13 protein-coding genes and 1 pseudogene are annotated in these 17,345 nt (G+C 71.4%); 10 read left to right on the top strand and 4 right to left on the bottom strand.

What is annotated here, in order from left to right; all coding sequences use genetic code 11:
- Positions 1–126: 126 nt before the first annotated feature.
- Positions 127–1,065, top strand: a complete 939-nt coding sequence (locus tag HAV40_RS27840) for a hypothetical protein (protein WP_166386354.1) — start codon at positions 127–129, stop codon at positions 1,063–1,065.
- A 59-nt stretch (positions 1,066–1,124) separates the two neighbouring features.
- On the opposite strand, the gene HAV40_RS27835 is transcribed toward HAV40_RS27840, so the two are convergent.
- Positions 1,125–3,083 (bottom strand): S8 family peptidase, encoded by a 1,959-nt coding sequence (locus HAV40_RS27835; RefSeq protein WP_203671696.1) that lies wholly within the window; start codon positions 3,081–3,083, stop codon positions 1,125–1,127.
- A gap of 786 nt (positions 3,084–3,869) precedes the next feature.
- On the opposite strand from HAV40_RS27835, the gene HAV40_RS27830 reads away from it, so the two are divergent.
- The 4 genes and pseudogenes from HAV40_RS27830 to HAV40_RS38680 form a co-directional block, all read left to right on the top strand.
- Entirely contained in the window at positions 3,870–4,634 is a 765-nt protein-coding gene (locus HAV40_RS27830; protein ID WP_166386440.1) for a ComEA family DNA-binding protein, read from the top strand.
- Complete coding sequence (locus tag HAV40_RS27825; RefSeq protein ID WP_166386352.1) at positions 4,634–7,021, top strand: ComEC/Rec2 family competence protein; 2,388 nt, start codon at positions 4,634–4,636, stop codon at positions 7,019–7,021. Before HAV40_RS27830 ends, HAV40_RS27825 begins: the two co-directional genes overlap by 1 nt.
- A gap of 43 nt (positions 7,022–7,064) precedes the next feature.
- Entirely contained in the window at positions 7,065–8,048 is a 984-nt protein-coding gene (gene holA, locus HAV40_RS27820; RefSeq protein ID WP_166386438.1) for a DNA polymerase III subunit delta, read from the top strand.
- Positions 8,045–8,311 (top strand): annotated as a pseudogene (locus HAV40_RS38680) (hypothetical protein); the annotation flags it as partial. The gene holA and the pseudogene HAV40_RS38680, both read left to right, overlap by 4 nt.
- Positions 8,312–8,988: 677 nt before the next feature.
- On the opposite strand, the gene rpsT reads toward HAV40_RS38680, so the two are convergent.
- On the bottom strand, positions 8,989–9,255 hold the full coding sequence (gene rpsT / locus HAV40_RS27810; protein ID WP_155374910.1) for a 30S ribosomal protein S20: 267 nt from the start codon (positions 9,253–9,255) through the stop codon (positions 8,989–8,991).
- Positions 9,256–9,635: 380 nt separating this feature from the next.
- Between rpsT and HAV40_RS27805 the strand changes: the two genes are divergently transcribed.
- The 5 genes from HAV40_RS27805 (at position 9,636) to HAV40_RS27785 (ending at position 15,204) form a co-directional block, all read left to right on the top strand.
- Positions 9,636–10,202, top strand: a complete 567-nt coding sequence (locus tag HAV40_RS27805) for a DUF4240 domain-containing protein (protein WP_166386350.1) — start codon at positions 9,636–9,638, stop codon at positions 10,200–10,202.
- 248 nt (positions 10,203–10,450) lie between these two features.
- On the top strand, positions 10,451–12,322 hold the full coding sequence (lepA, locus tag HAV40_RS27800; RefSeq protein ID WP_166386348.1) for a translation elongation factor 4: 1,872 nt from the start codon (positions 10,451–10,453) through the stop codon (positions 12,320–12,322).
- The gene (locus tag HAV40_RS27795) at positions 12,319–12,819 is read left to right on the top strand and encodes an NUDIX hydrolase (protein ID WP_166386346.1); all 501 of its coding nucleotides are present in this window, start codon (positions 12,319–12,321) and stop codon (positions 12,817–12,819) included. The genes lepA and HAV40_RS27795 overlap by 4 nt, the downstream gene beginning before the upstream one ends.
- Before the next feature lie 203 nt (positions 12,820–13,022).
- The gene (locus tag HAV40_RS27790; protein WP_166386345.1) at positions 13,023–14,141 is read left to right on the top strand and encodes a hypothetical protein; all 1,119 of its coding nucleotides are present in this window, start codon (positions 13,023–13,025) and stop codon (positions 14,139–14,141) included.
- A gap of 142 nt (positions 14,142–14,283) precedes the next feature.
- Entirely contained in the window at positions 14,284–15,204 is a 921-nt protein-coding gene (locus tag HAV40_RS27785; RefSeq protein ID WP_166386343.1) for a hypothetical protein, read from the top strand.
- Positions 15,205–15,271: 67 nt separating this feature from the next.
- On the opposite strand, the gene HAV40_RS27780 is transcribed toward HAV40_RS27785, so the two are convergent.
- A complete protein-coding gene (locus HAV40_RS27780; RefSeq protein WP_166386341.1) occupies positions 15,272–16,198 on the bottom strand; it encodes a phytanoyl-CoA dioxygenase family protein in 927 nt (308 codons plus the stop codon).
- A 173-nt stretch (positions 16,199–16,371) separates the two neighbouring features.
- Positions 16,372–17,250 carry a hypothetical protein gene (locus HAV40_RS27775; RefSeq protein ID WP_166386339.1) on the bottom strand — a complete coding sequence of 293 codons (879 nt, stop codon included), beginning with the start codon at positions 17,248–17,250 and terminating at the stop codon, positions 16,372–16,374.
- Positions 17,251–17,345: the final 95 nt, after the last annotated feature.

Below are 17,345 nucleotides of genomic sequence, written 5' to 3'. Positions count from 1 at the left end.
TTACATCGATTATTTGTAGATCAAACTCGATGTGATAGGCCAGCGTCTATCGGTGGGGGGCGGTGTGCGAGCCCGTTGGGCCGTACGGGTAGCGCTGGGGCGGGGGCGTGGTGATACTCAGCGTTCATGGAGAAGGCTCGTTCTGAACTTCTCGGCCGGGACCTGGCGCATGCGCTGCGTACCGGCCCGTTCTCCGCCGCACTGCACCTGGCCATCGAAGACCGGGGCGTACGGCCGGAGGAGATCCAGGAGAGGCTGGCCTCGGCAGGGATCAGCGTCAGCCTGGCCACCCTCAGCTACTGGCGGCGGGGTCGCAGCCGCCCCGAGCGTCCGGAGTCCATGAAGGCGGTGCGGATGCTGGAGCAGATCCTGTCCCTGCCCGCCGAGTCCCTGATCGCCCAGCTCGGCCCGCGCCGACCCCGCGGCCGGTGGCTCAACCAGCCGCCGGGGACCATCGACATCGACCGGCTGTTCGAGGACGGCAACAGCGTCTCGAAGATCATCCGTGAGCTGGACCGGTGGACCTACCACGAGCTGACCCGGATCAGCCTGCACGACCTGTACCAGGTCGGCGCGCAGCGCCAGGAGTTGCGGCTCAACTGCCGCCAGGTGCTGCGGGCCAACGTGGACCGGGTCGCCCGTACCGTCGGCATCTTCCGCACCGACGACCTGGGCGCGCCCACCGGCGTGCACGCCCTGCGCAACTGCCGACTGGGCCGGGTGCGTTCGGACCCGGAGTCGGGGCTGCAGGCCGCCGAGATCATCTTCGACCGGATGCTCTCGCAGGGCGACACCGTGGTCATCGAGTACGAGTTCGAGAGCGGCTCGCTGGTCGCCACGGACAACTACTACCGGGGCTTCTCGGTGCCGGTGGGGGAGTACGTGCTGCAGGTGCAGTTCGACCGCGACGCGGTGCCGGCCCGCTGCTACCGCTTCGAGCGGCGCGGCCTGCACGCCCCCGACCAGGGCGTACGGGAGGTGTGGATCGGCTCGACGCACGGCGCGCACCTGGTCGCGGCGGACATCCCGCCGGGCATCGTCGGCATGCGCTGGGAGTGGGAGTGAACGGCCGGGCATCGTCGTGAGATGCCCGGCCGCTCATTCCCCCCGTCACCGTCCCCTGGTCAGGAGACGTTGATGGTCACATCGTCGATGACCCAGCTGGTCTGCAGCGACTGGTCCTCGACGCCGTTGAACTTCAGCGTCACCGTCTGCCCGGCGAACTGGCCCACGTTGACGACCTTCTCCACGTAGGCGGAGTTGGCGTCGAGGTTGGTGGCGGTGGCCACGGTCGTGCTGCCCATGGTCACCGTCAGCCGGTCCCAGACCTGGCCGTCGGTCTCGGCGGTCTTGATGCGTACCCAGTAGCGCAGCGTGGCACTGGTGCAGCCGGCCGGGATCGTCACCGACTGCTGTACCCAGTCGGTCTGGGTCTGGCCCTGGCCGCCCAGCCAGGCGCTGCGGGTGCCGGTCTTGCCCGGGTAGCCCGAGCCCGACCAGGCGCCGATGACGCCCGTGTCGGAGGTCCACGGCGTGGTGCCGCTCTCGAAGCTGGAGTTGCCCACGACCTGCGCCGCGGTGCAGCCGCCGCCACCGGTGGTGATCGTCCAGGTGAAGTTCGTCGACCCGGTCTTGCTCGCCGCGTCGGTGACCGTCACCGTGACGTTCGAGGTGCCCGCGGTGCTCGGCGTGCCCGAGATCAGGCCGCTGGACGAGCTGATCGACAGCCCGGCGGGCAGGCCCGACGCGCTCCAGGTGTACGGCGAGGTGCCGCCGGAGGCCTGCATCTGCAGGCTGGTCGACTGCGAGATCACGCTGCTCTTGTTGCCCGGGTTGGTGACCGACGGGTTGTTGGGGTTGGTCCCGCCGTTCATGAAGCCGGTGTAGAGCAGCCGGTTCGGCGAACCCGTACCAGGCGAGGTGACCTTGCCGGTGGTGGCGTTGTTGACCAGCGCGTCACGCACCTGGGCGGGCGTGGCGTTGGGGTTGAGGCCCAGGTACACCGCGGCGGCACCGGCCGTGTGCGGGGAGGCCATCGAGGTGCCGGTCATCGTCGCGGTGCCGGTGTTGCTGGAGTACGACGCCGACACGATGCTCGTGCCCGGCGCGAAGATGTCCAGGCAGGAGCCGTAGTTGCTGCTGCTGTTACGGGCGTCGTTGCTGCTGGTGTTGCCGACGGTGACCGCCGCGGCGACGGCCTGCGGGCTGTAGTAGCAGGCGTCGTCGGAGGAGTTGCCCGCCGCCTGGACGAACTGCACGCCCGACGAGATCAGGCTCGACACGGCGCTGTCCATGGCCTGGCTGGTGCAGCGGCTCTGGCAGCCGATGCTGTAGTTGACCACGGCCGGCTTCTGGGCGTTGGTGCGCACCCAGTTGATGCCCGCGATCAGGTCGTCGTTGGTGCCGCTGCCCTGGCAGTTCAGCACCCGGACGGAGGCGACGGAGGCCTTCTTGGCCACGCCGTAGCTGGTGCCCACGGCGGTGCCGGCCACGTGGGTGCCGTGGCCGTGGCAGTCCGTCGGCGTGCTGTCGTCGTCCACCATGTCCGTGCCCTGCTTGACGCGGCCGGTGAACTCGACGTGGTTGGCGTTGATGCCGGTGTCGAGCACATAGACCGTCACCCCCTGACCCGGGTTGGTGGGGTACGTGTACGCCTGGTTCAGCGGCAGGTTCGCCTGGTCGATGCGGTCGTCGCCCCAGTTCGGGGGGTTGTTCTGGGTGTCCAGGATGCCGATGCGCTGCACCGCCTCGATCGAGGCGACCGCGGGGTCGGCGGCCAGCTTGCGGGCCTGCGCCGCGGTCATGCCGACCGAGAAGCCGCGCAGGCCGGAGGTGTAGACGTGCCGCGCCTGACCGCCGACGCGGCCGGCCAGGTCACGTGCCTTGGTGCCGACGGTGCTCGCGGGCACCGCCGCGTCCTTGAACACGACGATGTAGCGGTCGGCGACCGCACTGGGGCTGTCTGCGTACAGGATGCTGGCCCCGGGTCCGGCGGGGGCGGCGTTGGCCGGCCCACCGGAACCGAGCGCCCCGGCGAACGCGACGATGATCGCGATGCCGAGGGCGGAAACTCGATGCCGCAAGGTTCTCTCCTCCCAGAGATCCCCACCCCGCGGCCGGGTCCCGATGACGCCGACCGCGAAGGGGTGACGCAGAACCTAGGAGCCGATGAATCGGTTGCGGCAGAGCGGTTAACAGCGATCGATGATTCGTAACGTCAAAACTGTTTATAGAACCTGAACCAAGCTCGCCGTCGTGATCGGACTCCTGCGAGTGCCGCCGCGGCCATAGCACACCAGGGTCGTGATCAGGCGGTTGTCCACAACCGGTCCGCCGTCCACAGGCAAGAGAATTGAGTGGTACGCCCACCGCGAGCCCGCCCCTACCGTGGCTGCGTGCCGCCGACCCCGTTCCGCAAGCCGCCGCCCGCCGAGGCAGACCTCGACCGGCTGCACCGCGTCCTCACCCCGTCCACGGCACCGCCGCCCTGGCCGGAGCCCCTGGACGCGCCCTTCCTCGACGTACTGCCCGACGTCGCGCCACGCCGTGCCGCCCGGCAGTTCTTGCCGCTGGACCCAGCCGACTTGGACGACCCGCAGGCGCGTGTCCCACCGTCGCCGCCCACCGGGCCGCAGGTGATGCGGCTGGCCACGGCGGCCCTCGACGCCGCGCTCCCCATGGCGACGTCACACGGCGTGCTCCGGGTGCCGACCACGGCGACGAACGCGGTGCTGGGCGCCTCGCTACCGGCGGTGCCCACGGAGCCTCGGTCCCGTCTCTCACCACGTCTGTCCGCGAGCGGCACGATGCCGCCGGTGCCCACGGAGGCTCGGTCCGGTCTCTCACCACGTCTGTCCGCGAGCGGCACGATGCCGCGGGTGCCTGCGGACACCGCGATGCGGCCGGGGTCCGCGGGTAGCGCGATGCCGACGGGGCCCGCGGACATCGGCACACCGATGTTGCGTGCGGCTGCCGGCTTGCCAGACATGGCCGTTTCGTCGGTGGAGGCGGACGTGCCGAGTGCGCTGCCCGGCCGGTCGGCGTTCGATCCGGGGCGGCGCGGGATGCGGGCGCTGGCGGCGGTGGCCGCGCTGGTGGTCGCGCTCGCGGCGTACCTGGCCTGGCAGGCGCGTCCCTCGGTGGAACCCGCGCCCGAACCGGTGCCGGTGCCCGTGGCGGCCTCGGGGCGGCCGGTCCCGGCGTCCGCACCGGCGATGCTGGTCGTGGCGGTGACCGGGCGGGTCCGCAAGGCGGGGCTGGTCAGGCTGGCACCCGGTGCGCGGGTCGCCGACGCGATCGAGGCGGCGGGCGGGGTGCTGCCGGACACCGACCTGTCCGCCGTGAACCTGGCCCGCAAGGTGACCGACGGCGAGCTGATCGCGATCGGGGTGCCGGGCGCGGCCGCCGCAGAAGGCCCGGCCGCCGGGGCCGGACCGGGAGCGGGGCCGGTGAATCTGAACACCGCGACGCTCGCGCAGCTCGACGCGCTGCCGGGGGTCGGCCCGGTGCTGGCGCAGCGCATCCTCGACCACCGGGCCAAGCACGGCGACTTCCGCAGTGCCGGTGACCTGCGCCAGGTCGAAGGGATCGGCGACGCGAAGTTCGCCCAGCTGAAAGACCTGGTCACGGTCTGATGGACGGCCCTGACCTGAGGCTCGCGCCGTTCGCCCTGGGGTGCTGGTCGGCATCGCTGACCGGACTGTTCACCGGGCTCGGCGTCACCGTGGCGCTGGGCGTCGCGGGCGCACTGGGGGCGGGGCTGGCCTTCCTGCGTGATCGCGCCTCATACCGGCCGCTGCCGGGGCGGGCCGAAGAGTCGGCCGCTGGACGACGCTGGTGGGGTGCCTGGCGACGCGGCGGAACAGGCGCCGCGGGCGGGTGGCGGTGGATCGTGGCCGGGGCGTTCGTCGGGGTGGTGTGCGGGGCGGCGGCGACCGGGGCCCGGTTGGCGGCCAGGGACGCCCCCGAAGTCGTCGCGCTGGTGGACCGGCACGTCTCGACGACGGTGACGCTGACGGTGCGAGACGATCCGCGCCGGGCCGCCGTGGTCGTCGGGCGGCCCGCCACGTGGGTGGTCGCGGCGGATCTGGAGCAGGCCGGTGACCTGCGGGCCGACGTCAGGGTGCTGGTGCTGGCCAGCGGTGACGGCTGGGCTGCGCTGCTGCCGGGGCAGCGGTTGCGGGTGCCCGCGCGGTTCGGGCCGTCGCGGGGCGGGGACCTGCGGGCGGCGGTGCTGTCGACCGAGCGCCCACCGGAACTGCTGGGCGAGGCGTCGTGGGCGCAGCGGGCAGCGGGTGGCCTGCGGGCCGGGCTGCAACGCGCCTGCGCACCGCTCGACGCGGCCACGGGCGGGCTGCTACCAGGACTAGTGGTGGGCGACACCAGTCGGCTCGACCCGGCGGTGGAACAGTCGTTCCGGGACACCGGGATGACCCACCTGACCGCCGTTTCAGGAAGTAACGTCGCGATCGTCACCGGGGCTGTGCTGCTGCTGGCCAGGCGGACCAGGGCGGGGCCGCGGCTGACGGCGGTGGTGTGCGCGGTGTCCGTGGTCGGGTTCGTGATCCTGGCGCGGCCGTCGCCGAGCGTGCTGCGGGCCGCGGTGATGGGCGGGATCGCGCTGCTGGCGCTCGCGTCCGGCCGGTCCCGGGCGGCGCTGCCCGCGCTGTCGGCCGGTGCGGCGGTGCTGCTGATGGCCGACCCCGAGCTGGCCGCCGATGCCGGGTTCGCGCTGTCGGTGCTGGCCACGGCCGGGTTGCTGCTGCTCGCACCGCCGATGCGCGACGCGCTGCGCCGTCGCGGGGTGCCCGGCGGGGTCGCCGAGGCGCTGGCCGTGCCGACCGCCGCGCAACTGGCCTGCGCCCCGGTCGTCGCGGGCATCAGCGGGACGCTGAGCCTGGTCGCGATACCGGCGAACCTGGTGGTGGTGCCCGCCATCGCACCCGCGACCGTCACCGGCGTGGCCGCCGCGCTGCTGTCGCCGGTATGGCCCGCCGGCGCCGAGTTCGCGGCCTGGCTCGGCAGCTGGCCCGCGTGGTGGCTGGTCACCGTGGCGCGGTTCGGTGCGCAGGTGCCCGCCGGGGTGCTGCCGTGGCCGGGCGGACCGGCCGGCGCGCTGCTGCTGGCGGCGCTGACCGTGCTGCTCATGATCGGCTTCAGGCGGCCCGCGGTGCGGCGGCTGGCCGCCGTCGTCGCGCTGGCGGGTGTGCTCGGGGCGCTATCGGTGCGCGTGCTCACCGGCGGGTGGCCGCCCGGCGGCTGGCTCGTCGTGGCCTGCGACGTGGGGCAGGGCGACGCGACCGTGCTCAACGCGGGACACGGTGCGGCCGTGGTCGTCGACGCCGGGCCGCTGCCCCGCGACGTCGACCGGTGCCTGCGCGAGCTGGACGTCGACGAGGTGCCGCTGCTGCTGGTCAGCCACTTCCACGTGGACCACATCGGCGGGCTGGAAGGGGTGCTCGCCGGGCGGCGGGTCGGCGCGGTGGTCACCACCCCCTGGCCCGAACCCTTGTCCGGGCGCGCGGCCGTGGCACGGGCCGCCGCCGACCATCTAGTGCCGGTGTCCGACGCCCCGGAGGCCGGCGGCTGGACGGTCGGCGACGTACGGCTCGACGTGCTGCCCGCGCCGCCGGAACGGGGCACCCGCAGCGATCCGAACAACAACTCGCTGATGCTGATGGCGACCGTACGCGGGGTGCGGGTGCTGCTCACCGGGGACGCCGAGACCGAACGGCAGCACGCTCTGCTCGACGGGGGCGTGGACGTGTCCGCCGACGTGCTCAAGGTCGCGCATCACGGGAGCGCGTTCCAGGAACCGTCCTTCCTGGACGCCGTCTCACCCCGGATCGCCCTGGTCAGCGTGGGGGAGGGTAACGACTACGGGCATCCGAGCGGCTCCGTGCTGGCGCGGCTGACCGGCCGGGGCGCGCGGGTGCAGCGCACCGACGTCAGCGGCGACCTGGCAGTGGTGCTCGCCGACGGGAAGCTTTCCGTCGTTCTCCCGACGCGCCCGTTGGAGTGACGGTGGGCGGTCGCCAGTTCGCACGTGCGACGATAGCGAGGTGGTGAGCCAGGTTCCGTCCCCCGTCCTGACACCCGTGGTCCTCGTGCTGGGCGACGAGGAACTGCTGGTCGCGCGTGCGATCGCCGACGTCGCCGCGCAGGCGCGCGCCGCCGACCCGTCGGCCGAGGTCCGCGAGGTGGAGACGGGCTCGATGCTCGTCGGCGAACTCGCCGAGCTGCTCAGCCCGTCGCTGTTCGGCGGCGTACGGGTGGTGGTGCTGCGCGCCGCGCAGGACGCCAAGAAGGACGTCACCGCGGTGCTGCTGGACTACGCGAAGGCCCCCGACCCGGACGTGTCGCTGGTCGTCGCGCACGCGGGCGGCGCCAAGAACAAGGCGCTGGCCGACGCGCTCACCAAGACGGGCGCGTCCGTGGTGCCCGCGGCGAAGCTGACCAAGCACCGTGACCGGGTCGACTTCGTCACCGGCGAGGTGCGGCGGCTCGGTGGGCGCTGTGCCGCCGACGCCGCCGAGACGCTGATCGAGGCCGTGGGCAACGACCTGCGGGAACTGTCTGCGGCATGCGCCCAGCTGATGGCGGACACCGGCGGCCGGATCGACCAGGCCACGGTGGCTCGTTACTACCGGGGCAAGGCCGAGGTGAGCGGCTTCGCCGTCGCCGACGCGGCGGTCGCCGGGGACGTGCCCGCGGCGCTGGAGGCGCTGCGCTGGGCGCGGCACAGCGGCGTCGACCCGGTGCCGATCGCGGACGCGCTGGCTGACGGCGTGCGCACCGTGGCGCGGGTGGCCTCGGCGGGACGCGGCAACGCGTACCAGCTGGCGTCCTCGCTCGGCATGCCCGCCTGGAAGATCGAGAAGGCGCAGCGGCAGGCGCGCGGCTGGACCCCGGACGCGCTGGTGCTCGCGATGCGGGCGGCCGCTGACTGCAACGCCGCCGTCAAGGGCGGCGAAGAGGACCGCGACTACGCGCTGGAGCGCACCATCGTGGCGTTCGCGCAGGCCAAGCAGGCGGGAGGTGGGCGATGACACCGGGCACCCGGTCCCGGCGCGCCGGGGGGATCAGCCCCGAGGAGGCGCGCGGCAGAGCGCTGTACGCCCGGGTGCTGGGACTGCAGTATGTGCGCCCCAGCAACCTGATGTGCTTCCTGTTCTTCGAGGGCACCGTGGCGCTGGCCGTGCTGCTCTCGCTGGCCGAGCTCACCGGCTGGTGGGCCGTCGCCGTGCTGCCCGCCTCGGTGGCCGTGATGGTGAAGCTCAACGACGTGATCGCGGGCGCGACCACCAGGTCCGGTGGCCCGGCGGCCCGTTCCGGCAAGGCGGCGCGTTCCGGCGCGGCGGCCCGGTCGCAGTCCGCGACGCGGCGGGTGCTGACCCAGCCGACGGTGAAACTGCGAGTGGCCGCCCCGGATGAGCCCGAGCCGCCCCAGCGCACCGACCGGTCGCTGGCAGACGAGCGCGATCCGTACGCGAACCGTCCCGGATACAGCGAGCCGGACGGGTTCACCGGTCGTGCCGGCAACGGCGGCTCGTACCCGGACCGGCCTGGATACGGCGGGACCGAGACCTACGCGGGCTATGCGGAGCCGGACACCTACGCGGGTCAGGCCGTGTACGGCGGGCAGGGAACCTATGCCCAGGGCGGCTACGGCGAGCAGGAGACCTACGCCGGGCAGTCCGGATACGGCGCGGCCGGGCCGGGCGACGTGGCCGGGCCGGAGGGTGAGGAGCCGTGGCTCGGCACCGCCGAGCAGCGCGCCCGCCAGTCGGCGGCATACCGCTACGAGTAGCGATCGGCTCCCCGCCAGCCATCGGCTGGGTGGGCCGGGGGTAAAGCACCGCTCGACGCGTCGAACCGTCGACCTTGTCATTACGAGTAACAGGCTCTGCATACACAGATGCCCGGCTCCCCTGAGGGGCCGGGCATCACGTGATGTCTTGGCGGCGCCGTGAAGGCACGCTGCGACGATCAGGCAGAGAGCGAAGCCAGCTTCTTGGCGATCGACGACTTGCGGTTCGCCGCCTGGTTCTTGTGGATCACGCCTTTGCTGACAGCCTTGTCCAGCTTGCGCGAGGCGTCGCGCAGCAGCGCGGTGGCGTTCTCGACGTCACCGGCGACGGTCGCCTCGTTGAACTTGCGGACAGCGGTCTTCAGCGACGACTTGACCGACTTGTTACGCAGCCGGGCCTTCTCGTTCTGCCGGTTGCGCTTGATCTGGGACTTGATGTTCGCCACGCGACAGCCTCGTCCTGCTCGTTTCGGTTACTGGGTTCGGATGGGCCGACGCACGAAGCACCAGCCGCGACGTGCCAGGTTACCAGGTGGCCTGGGCGTCGGCCAAAACGGCCGACGTGACACCCGTCGCGGTGCCCTACCCGGACAGCGTACCGCGCCGGGGTCGGCAGCCGTGCCGGTGCCCGCAGGGGAGCGGCGATGATCGCTGTCTCGTGTCGAAAAGTGAAGTCCCAGCACACTTTTCGACACGAAACGACGATCATGAACGCGCGGCCGGTGGCGGCGCGGCGGGCGCGCGGGCGGGACCGTACGGGTGACGGGATGCGACACAGGCTCGTACATCGATCCGGGGCGCGGTCCGGGTGGCAGACTGTGTTGTCGTGGACATCGAGCGGTTCTGGGCTCTGATCGAGCAGGCGCGTACGGACGTCGAGGGCGACATCGGCGAGGACGGCACCGGGCTGGCGAAGGCGCTGACCACGCGGCTGTCGGCGCTGAGCCTGTCGGACATCGCCGCCTTCGCGACGCGGTTCAACGCGCTGCGCGCCGCCGCCGACCGCTACGACCTGTGGGGCGCGGCACACCTGATCGGCGGCGGGTGCTCCGACGACGCGTTCGTCGACTTCCGCAGCGGGCTGATCGCGGCGGGCCGCAAGTGGTACGAGGCGGCGCTGGCCGACCCGGACGCGCTGGCCGGGCACCCGTCGGTGGTCGAGGCTGTGGAGTGGGACGACGACAGCGCGATCTTCGCCGAGCTGGTCGGGTACGCCGCCACCGACGCGTTCCGGGAGGTCGCGGGCGCGGAGCTGGTGCTGCCCGCAGTCGCGAAGACGCCCACCGCGGGCGAGGACTGGGACTTCGAGAACGACGACCAGATGCGCCACCGGCTGCCCCGGCTGAGCGCGCTGGTGCTCGGCTGGCCCGCCAACGAGGGCTGCCGCTGCTGAACGGGACTGTCGTGACCGGGTGGCGCGGGACGGGTCGCCGCTGCGGCACCGGCGCGGTCGGGTTGGCTGGAGGGCCGCCGCGCCACCGACTGTGGCCGCTGCGGGGTCGGCGGCGGTAACGTCGTAGCCCGCTTCGGCACCGTCCGCGGGCGTGGGATCATAGGGGCGGGCGATGACCGCCTCACGCTGAACGCGGCCCGTCGCCAGCGAGCCGCTTTCCGCCTCACGCTCTAATAGAACGGATCACCGTGCCTCCGCTGCTCGGATCTAACAAGCCCGGCGACACTGACCCGGCCGCCATCCGCAACTTCTGCATCATCGCCCACATCGACCACGGCAAGTCGACGCTGGCCGACCGCATGCTGCAGATCACCGAGGTGGTGGACCCGCGCCAGATGCGGGCGCAGTACCTCGACCGGATGGACATCGAGCGCGAGCGCGGCATCACCATCAAGAGCCAGGCGGTGCGCCTGCCGTGGACCGTGCGCGACGGCGACCGGACCGGTGAGCAGGTCGTCCTCAACATGATCGACACCCCGGGCCACGTCGACTTCACCTACGAGGTGTCGCGCAGCCTGGCCGCCTGCGAGGGCGCGATCCTGCTGGTGGACGCCGCGCAGGGCATCGAGGCGCAGACGCTGGCCAACCTGTACCTGGCGATGGAGAACAACCTCACCATCATCCCGGTGCTCAACAAGATCGACCTGCCTGCGGCGCAGCCGGAGAAGTACGCCGAGGAGCTGGCGCACCTGATCGGCTGCGAGCCGGAGGACTGCCTGCGGGTGTCCGGCAAGACCGGTGACGGCGTCTCGCACCTGCTCGACGAGATCGTGCGGCAGCTGCCCGCGCCGACCGGCGGCGACGCCAAGGCCCCGGCCCGCGCCATGATCTTCGACTCGGTGTACGACGTCTACCGCGGTGTCGTCACCTACATCCGGGTCATCGACGGCCGCCTGGACGCCCGCGACCGGATCAAGATGATGTCCACCGGCGCGGTGCACGAGCTGCTGGAGATCGGCGTCATCTCGCCGGAGCCGATCAAGTCCCCGTCGCTCAGCGTCGGCGAGGTCGGCTACCTGATCACCGGTGTGAAGGACGTGCGGCAGTCCCGGGTCGGCGACACGGTCACCCTGAACTCCCGCCCCGCCACCCAGGCGCTCGGCGGCTACAAGGACCCCAAGCCGATGGTGTACTCCGGCCTCTACCCGCTGGACGGGTCGGACTACCCGGAGCTGCGCGAGGCGCTGGACAAGCTGAAGCTCAACGACGCGTCCCTGGTGTACGAGCCGGAGACGTCGGCGGCGCTCGGCTTCGGCTTCCGCTGCGGCTTCCTCGGCCTGCTGCACCTGGAGATCATCCAGGAGCGCCTGGAGCGCGAGTTCGGCCTGGACCTGATCGCCACCGCGCCGAACGTGGTCTACCGCGTGGTCACCGACGACGGCAAGGAGATCACGGTCACCAACCCGAGCGAGTACCCGCACGGCAAGGTCGCCGAGGTGTACGAGCCGGTGGCGCGCGCGACGGTGCTGACGCCCAACGACTACGTGGGCGCGGTGATGGAGCTGTGCCAGGGCCGGCGCGGTGTGCTGCAGGGCATGGACTACCTGTCCGCCGACCGCGTCGAGCTGCGCTACACGCTGCCGCTCGGTGAGATCATCTTCGACTTCTTCGACCAGTTGAAGTCACGCACCAAGGGCTACGCCAGCCTCGACTACGAGCCCAACGGCGAGCAGGCCTCCGAGCTTGTCAAAGTGGACATCCTGCTGCAGGGTGAGCCGGTCGACGCGTTCAGCGCGATCGTGCACAAGGACAAGGCGTACGCGTACGGCACGACCATCGCCTCGAAGCTGCAGAAGCTGATCCCGCGCCAGCAGTTCGAGGTGCCGATCCAGGCGGCCATCGGCTCCCGGGTCATCGCCCGCGAGACGATCCGCGCGATCCGCAAGGACGTGCTGGCCAAGTGCTACGGCGGTGACATCAGCCGGAAGCGCAAGCTGCTGGAGAAGCAGAAGGAAGGCAAGAAGCGCATGAAGATGGTCGGCCGGGTCGAGGTGCCCCAGGAGGCCTTCATCGCCGCGCTGTCCACCGCGGAGGCGCCGGACGCCGGCAAGAAGAAGTGACCTTCGCGGGACACTGTTTCCGGTGCGGCGCGGCCCTTGCGGCCGCGCCGCCCTCCGTCTGCGGGGCGTGCGGGTACGAGCACTATCTCAACGCCCGCCCCACGGCGAGCCTGATCGTGCTGGACGGCGCGGGAGGCTTCCTGGCGCTGCGCCGGGCCCGGCCGCCCCGTGCGGGACTGTGGGAGACGCCGGGCGGCTTCTGCGACGCCTGGGAGGAGCCTGCCGACGCCGCGCGCCGGGAGGCCCGCGAGGAGCTGGGCGTCGACGTGGAACTGGGCGCGTTCGTCGGCATGTACGTCGGCGACTACGCGTTCCAGGGTGAGCGCCTGCCGGTGCTGGACTGCTTCTTCCTCGCCACCCTGCCGGACGGGGCGAGCCTGCGGCTGGACCCGGCCGAGTCCTCCGAGGCCGCCTGGCTGCCGCTGGCCGATCCGCCCCCGATGGCCTTCGTCACCATGGACCGCGCCCTGCGCGCCGCCGCCGTCCAGACCCGCTGATCCGCGCCTGCGCCGAGTGTGGCGCCTGCGGGCTGATGGCCGTTTGGTCGATGAGCCCGGACGATCAGCCAAGATCTGGTGACAAAAGGCCTGCGGCCGTAGTAACTGGGCCATGTACCCATCGTTACCTCAAGTGCAGTGTTTTGCCGCTTTCGCCCGATATGAGGGCAAAGCAGGTTCCAAATGTCGCACAAGGAGTGACGATGCAGATGAAGAAGGCCGGAGTCGTCGCCACGGGCGCTCTCGCAACGCTGGCGATCCTGGGGGCTCCTGCCGCTGCGGCGCCCACCGACGCCTCTGTGCTCGGCGCGAGCAGCACCGAGGGCAAGGTCAGCGCGATGCGTCAGGTCGGCGCCAACCAGCTGCAGCTCGCCCGTGGCGGCGGCAGCTGGGACAACGACGGTTGGGACGCGCCGTGGGACATCGACCCGCAGGCTCTCGTGTCGACCCTGAACGGCACCGTGGTCACCACCGCGCCGTTCCAGGGCTGTGGCTCGACGGCGGCGTTCGGTGCCGGCGCGGCCGCTCCGATCACCTCGCCGAACACCCTGGTGGCCGGCGGTTTCCAGGTCGAGGGCTACGGTGACCGTCACGACGACGCGGTCGCCTGCGCCAACGGCAACACCCGGGTCACCCAGTCCGACGAGGTCCCGCTGACCGCGATCGGTAACAACACCGTCGTGACCGCGGCTGCGCTGCAGGCGTGTGGCTCCACCGCGTCCTTCGCGGTGGGCGTCGCGACGCCGATCACCTCGCCGAACACGGTCATCGGCGGTTGCCAGAACGGCAACGTCGAGATCAACGCCGAGCACGACGGCTGGCAGGAGTCGGCCCGGGTCGAGGGCAAGAACCTCGACCAGGTGACGGCTCGCATGGCGCTGGCCAGCAAGGTCGCCGCCCTGAAGGACCGCAAGTCCTGGAGCCGGCAGAGCGCTGCCCGGGTCACCCCGCAGGCTCGCGGTGGCGGCTGGGACGCGCCGTGGGACGTCGACCCGTTCGGTCTGGCGGCCACCGCCAACGGCACCGCTGTGGTGACCGCGACCCTGCAGGCCTGTGGTTCCACCGCACCGTTCGTCGTGGGCATCGCTGCGCCGATCACCTCGCCGAACACGGTCATCGGCGACTGCAAGAACGCCAACATCAAGATCGACCAGCAGGACGCCAGCGCGCTGGTCTCGGCGGCCAACAACACCGCCATCAGCCTCGCGAACATCCAGGCCTGTGGCTCGACGATGAGCGCCGGCGTCGGTGCCGCGGTGCCGATCACCTCGCCGAACACCGTCATCGGCAGCTGCTTCAACGCCAACACCCTCATCGACTAAGGACGTTGGCGAGGAACGGCATCTCCAAGGGGCGGGTCGCGCCAGCGACCTGCCCCTTGCGATGTCGCCCTGCTGATCGCGAGCAAAGGTGTCGCCGCGTGCTCCTCCAGCGCGCGGAGCCAGAATCCAACAAGGAGTGACGATGCAGATAGGCAAGGCGGGAGTCGTCGCGGCCGGAGCGCTCGCCACGGTTGCGGTGATGGGCTCTGCCGCATCCGCCGCGCCCGTGGACGGCCCGGCGCACCTCGCCCCCATGAAGACTGCCGCGAGCACACTGCGGCAGGCAGCCGTCAACGACGCCATGGTCAAGGCCAACACGGCCGTCGGCAAGGCCGGCACGGCCGTCGACCGCGTGGGCCGAGGACCGAAGAAGGACGTTCAGCAGCCGCTGATCTCGATCGGCAACAGCAGTTCCGTCAACGCGCTGGCCTGGCAGTCCTGCGGCTCGACGTCGGCCCTGGCCGGGGCGGCGTCGGTCGGCGTGACCTCGCCGACCACGGTCCTGGGCGACTGCGCCAACGCGAACACGCTGCTGCGGCAGGACCGGGTGCAGGGCCTGATCTCGATCCTCGACGACTCGTCACTGAGCCTCGTGCCGGTGCAGATCTGCGGCTCCAACGCCGCCATCGCAGGCGCGACCCTGGCGACGTCGTCGCCGGCCACGGTCGTCGGTGACTGCTACAACGCCAACACGTTCATCGCCGCCCCGGAGGGTGACGACGAGGATCTGCCGACCAGCCTGGTGGCGATCGGCAGCGGTTCCGTGGTCAACCTGGCCGCGACGCAGATCTGTGGCTCCACCGCGTCCGTCGCGGGCACGGCCGTCGGCGTCCAGTCGCCGACTACCGTGCTCGGCGACTGCCGCAACAGCAACAGCACCATCCAGCGGCGCAAGGCGCCGGCGCTGGTGCCGCTGCTGAACAACCAGATCATCGACCTGGTTCCGGTGCAGGTGTGCGCGTCCTCGGGCGTGATCGGCCAGCTGGGCCCGGCGCTTCCGATCAACAGCCCGGCGTTCGTCGCCGGGCAGTGCGCGTCCGGCCAGGCGACCTACCTGGACTGAGCGCTGGTCAGAGCAGTGAGGCCGGGCCGCAGTACGCGGCCCGGCCTCACTGTCTTGACGTATGCGCTCAGCGCAGCCAGGGAACGTTGCGGTCCAGCAGGCCGCGCTCCTTGAGCTCGGCGCGCAGCGGGATCGTGTCGTCGATCCAGCCACCCTCGCCGACGCCCCACATGTTCTGCACCTTCAGGTTGCCGAACGCCTCGCCGATCAGCTGGCGCTGCACGGGGGTCAGTCCGGCGTACCACGCGGACTCGCGGTCGATCGGCATGTCGTCGACCGGGCGGACCCAGCGGTAGGTGTAGCTCATGAAGAGCATCTTGCGGGTCACGTCCGAGCGGTTGCGCGAGCGCGAGTGCCACAGGCGGCGGTCGAAGATGAACGCGTCACCCGGCTTGGCCAGCCACGGCACGGCGCCCTCGGGGCCCTTGGCGATCTCCGCCGGGTCCGTCGGCCGGTACATGTGGTTGTTCAGGTGCGAACCGGGGATGCACAGGGTCTGCCCCCGGCCCGGCTCCGAGATGTCGCTGAGCACGATGGCGACCTTGATCGACAGCATCGGGCGCGGGACGTCGCCGTAGTACGGAGCGTAGTACTCCGCGTCGGAGTTCTGCCGCCAGCCGTCCTGGTGCCACTCCCAGCGAGGGGTCTCGTCCTCCTCGTACGGCGGGTTGACGTCGAGGTGGTTGTGCTGGGAGTAGATGTTCCAGCCGGCCAGACCCCAGACCCAACGGAAGGTCGGGGAGTAGTCGAGCATCCGGGCGAAGGCCGAGCTGTGGCTGACCGCGCCGAGCAGGTGCAGCGACCCGGTCTTGTCGATGTGGCCGGTGTCCTTGTTCTCGCCGTACAGGCGGTCGGCTTCGGCCTGGAGCTCGGCCACGATCTCGGGGCTGACGACACCGGGGAGGTGCTTGTACCCGTTCTCGTGGAATTCCTTGCGCTCGGCGTCGGTGAGCGGCGCGTAGTCCGTCGCCGGCTCCTGAGAGGTGATGGTCATGTCCTCCCCTTGTGTCCTTCCAGACTTGGGCACAGTCGAAGGCACAATCGGGGCGCGCGACTTGGGGGGTGGCGTGCCGGGATGAGCAACCTTCGCGAACGAGTGCCGATACTAACTCGCGTTCCCGAGTGACGTCGTCGCGCGGGGCTCGTCGGACCGGCCTGTCACCAGGGTCACCCGCCCGCGACGGCCTCTGCCACCACCTGTTCGGCCACTTTCTCCGCGCTCGACCACGCGCGGTCACCGGCAGACCACTGCTGGTCGGCGTAGGTGACGCGGGTGACTCCGGTGAGTGGTGCGTTGGCCACCAGCCAGTGCGCGAACTGCCAGCCCGCCTTGCTGTTGGCGGCCGGTACGCGCACCGCCGTGCCCTCGAAGGTGACGCCCTTGGCCTTCGTGCCGAAGTCGGCCTTCATCCGGTCGGCCAGCACCTTCGAGGTCGCGGCGTCGCCGGGGGCGTCCTCGCCGTACGTGTCGCAGGTCACACCACCGGCCTGCTGGCCGGTCAGCACCTTGGCCAGCACGGTCGCGTCGTCGGCCCACTTCTCGTACGCCTCGGGATAGGCCGAGCGCTGCACGCGCTGGGCGGCGTCGGTGACCCGCATCTTCTGCCAGCCCTTGACCTTGACCAGGCTGGTGTAGAAGCGCCGGGACGCGTGCCGGGGGTCCATGATCTGCTTCGCGGTGCCCCAGCCCTGGCTGGGCCGCTGCTGGAACAGGCCGAGCGAGTCGTGGTCGTTGCCGTCGCCGAGGTGCTCCAGGTTGCGCAGCTTCGACTCCTGCAGGGCGGTGGCCAGCGCCACCACCACGGCCCGGTCGGGCACGTTGCGGCTGATCCCGACGGCGGCGATGGTCGCGGCGTTGGCCATCTGCTCCGGGTCCAGCCGCACCTCGCCGTCGGCGCGGGCCACGCACTCGGGCGCGCCGAGCGCGGGTAGCGGGATGTTCGGAAGGTCCAGCTTGCCGTCGAGCTGCTGGCGGGTGAGGAAGCCGCCGACGCCGCACACCACGATGAGGATCACCAGGACGGGCAGCGTTTGCCGGCCTTTCACGGTGGCCTCCTCGACATCGATGCGGGGGCGGGCGTCCGGATCGACACGAGGTCGAGCACGGGCGCGGGTTCGGTGATCCGGTCCCAGACCAGGTG

The sequence above is a fragment of the Catellatospora methionotrophica genome, from assembly GCF_011297335.1.
Lineage (GTDB): Bacteria > Actinomycetota > Actinomycetes > Mycobacteriales > Micromonosporaceae > Catellatospora > Catellatospora methionotrophica.
Note: the sequence above shows the minus strand (reverse complement) of the source record. Positions and strands in the feature narration are given on the sequence as shown.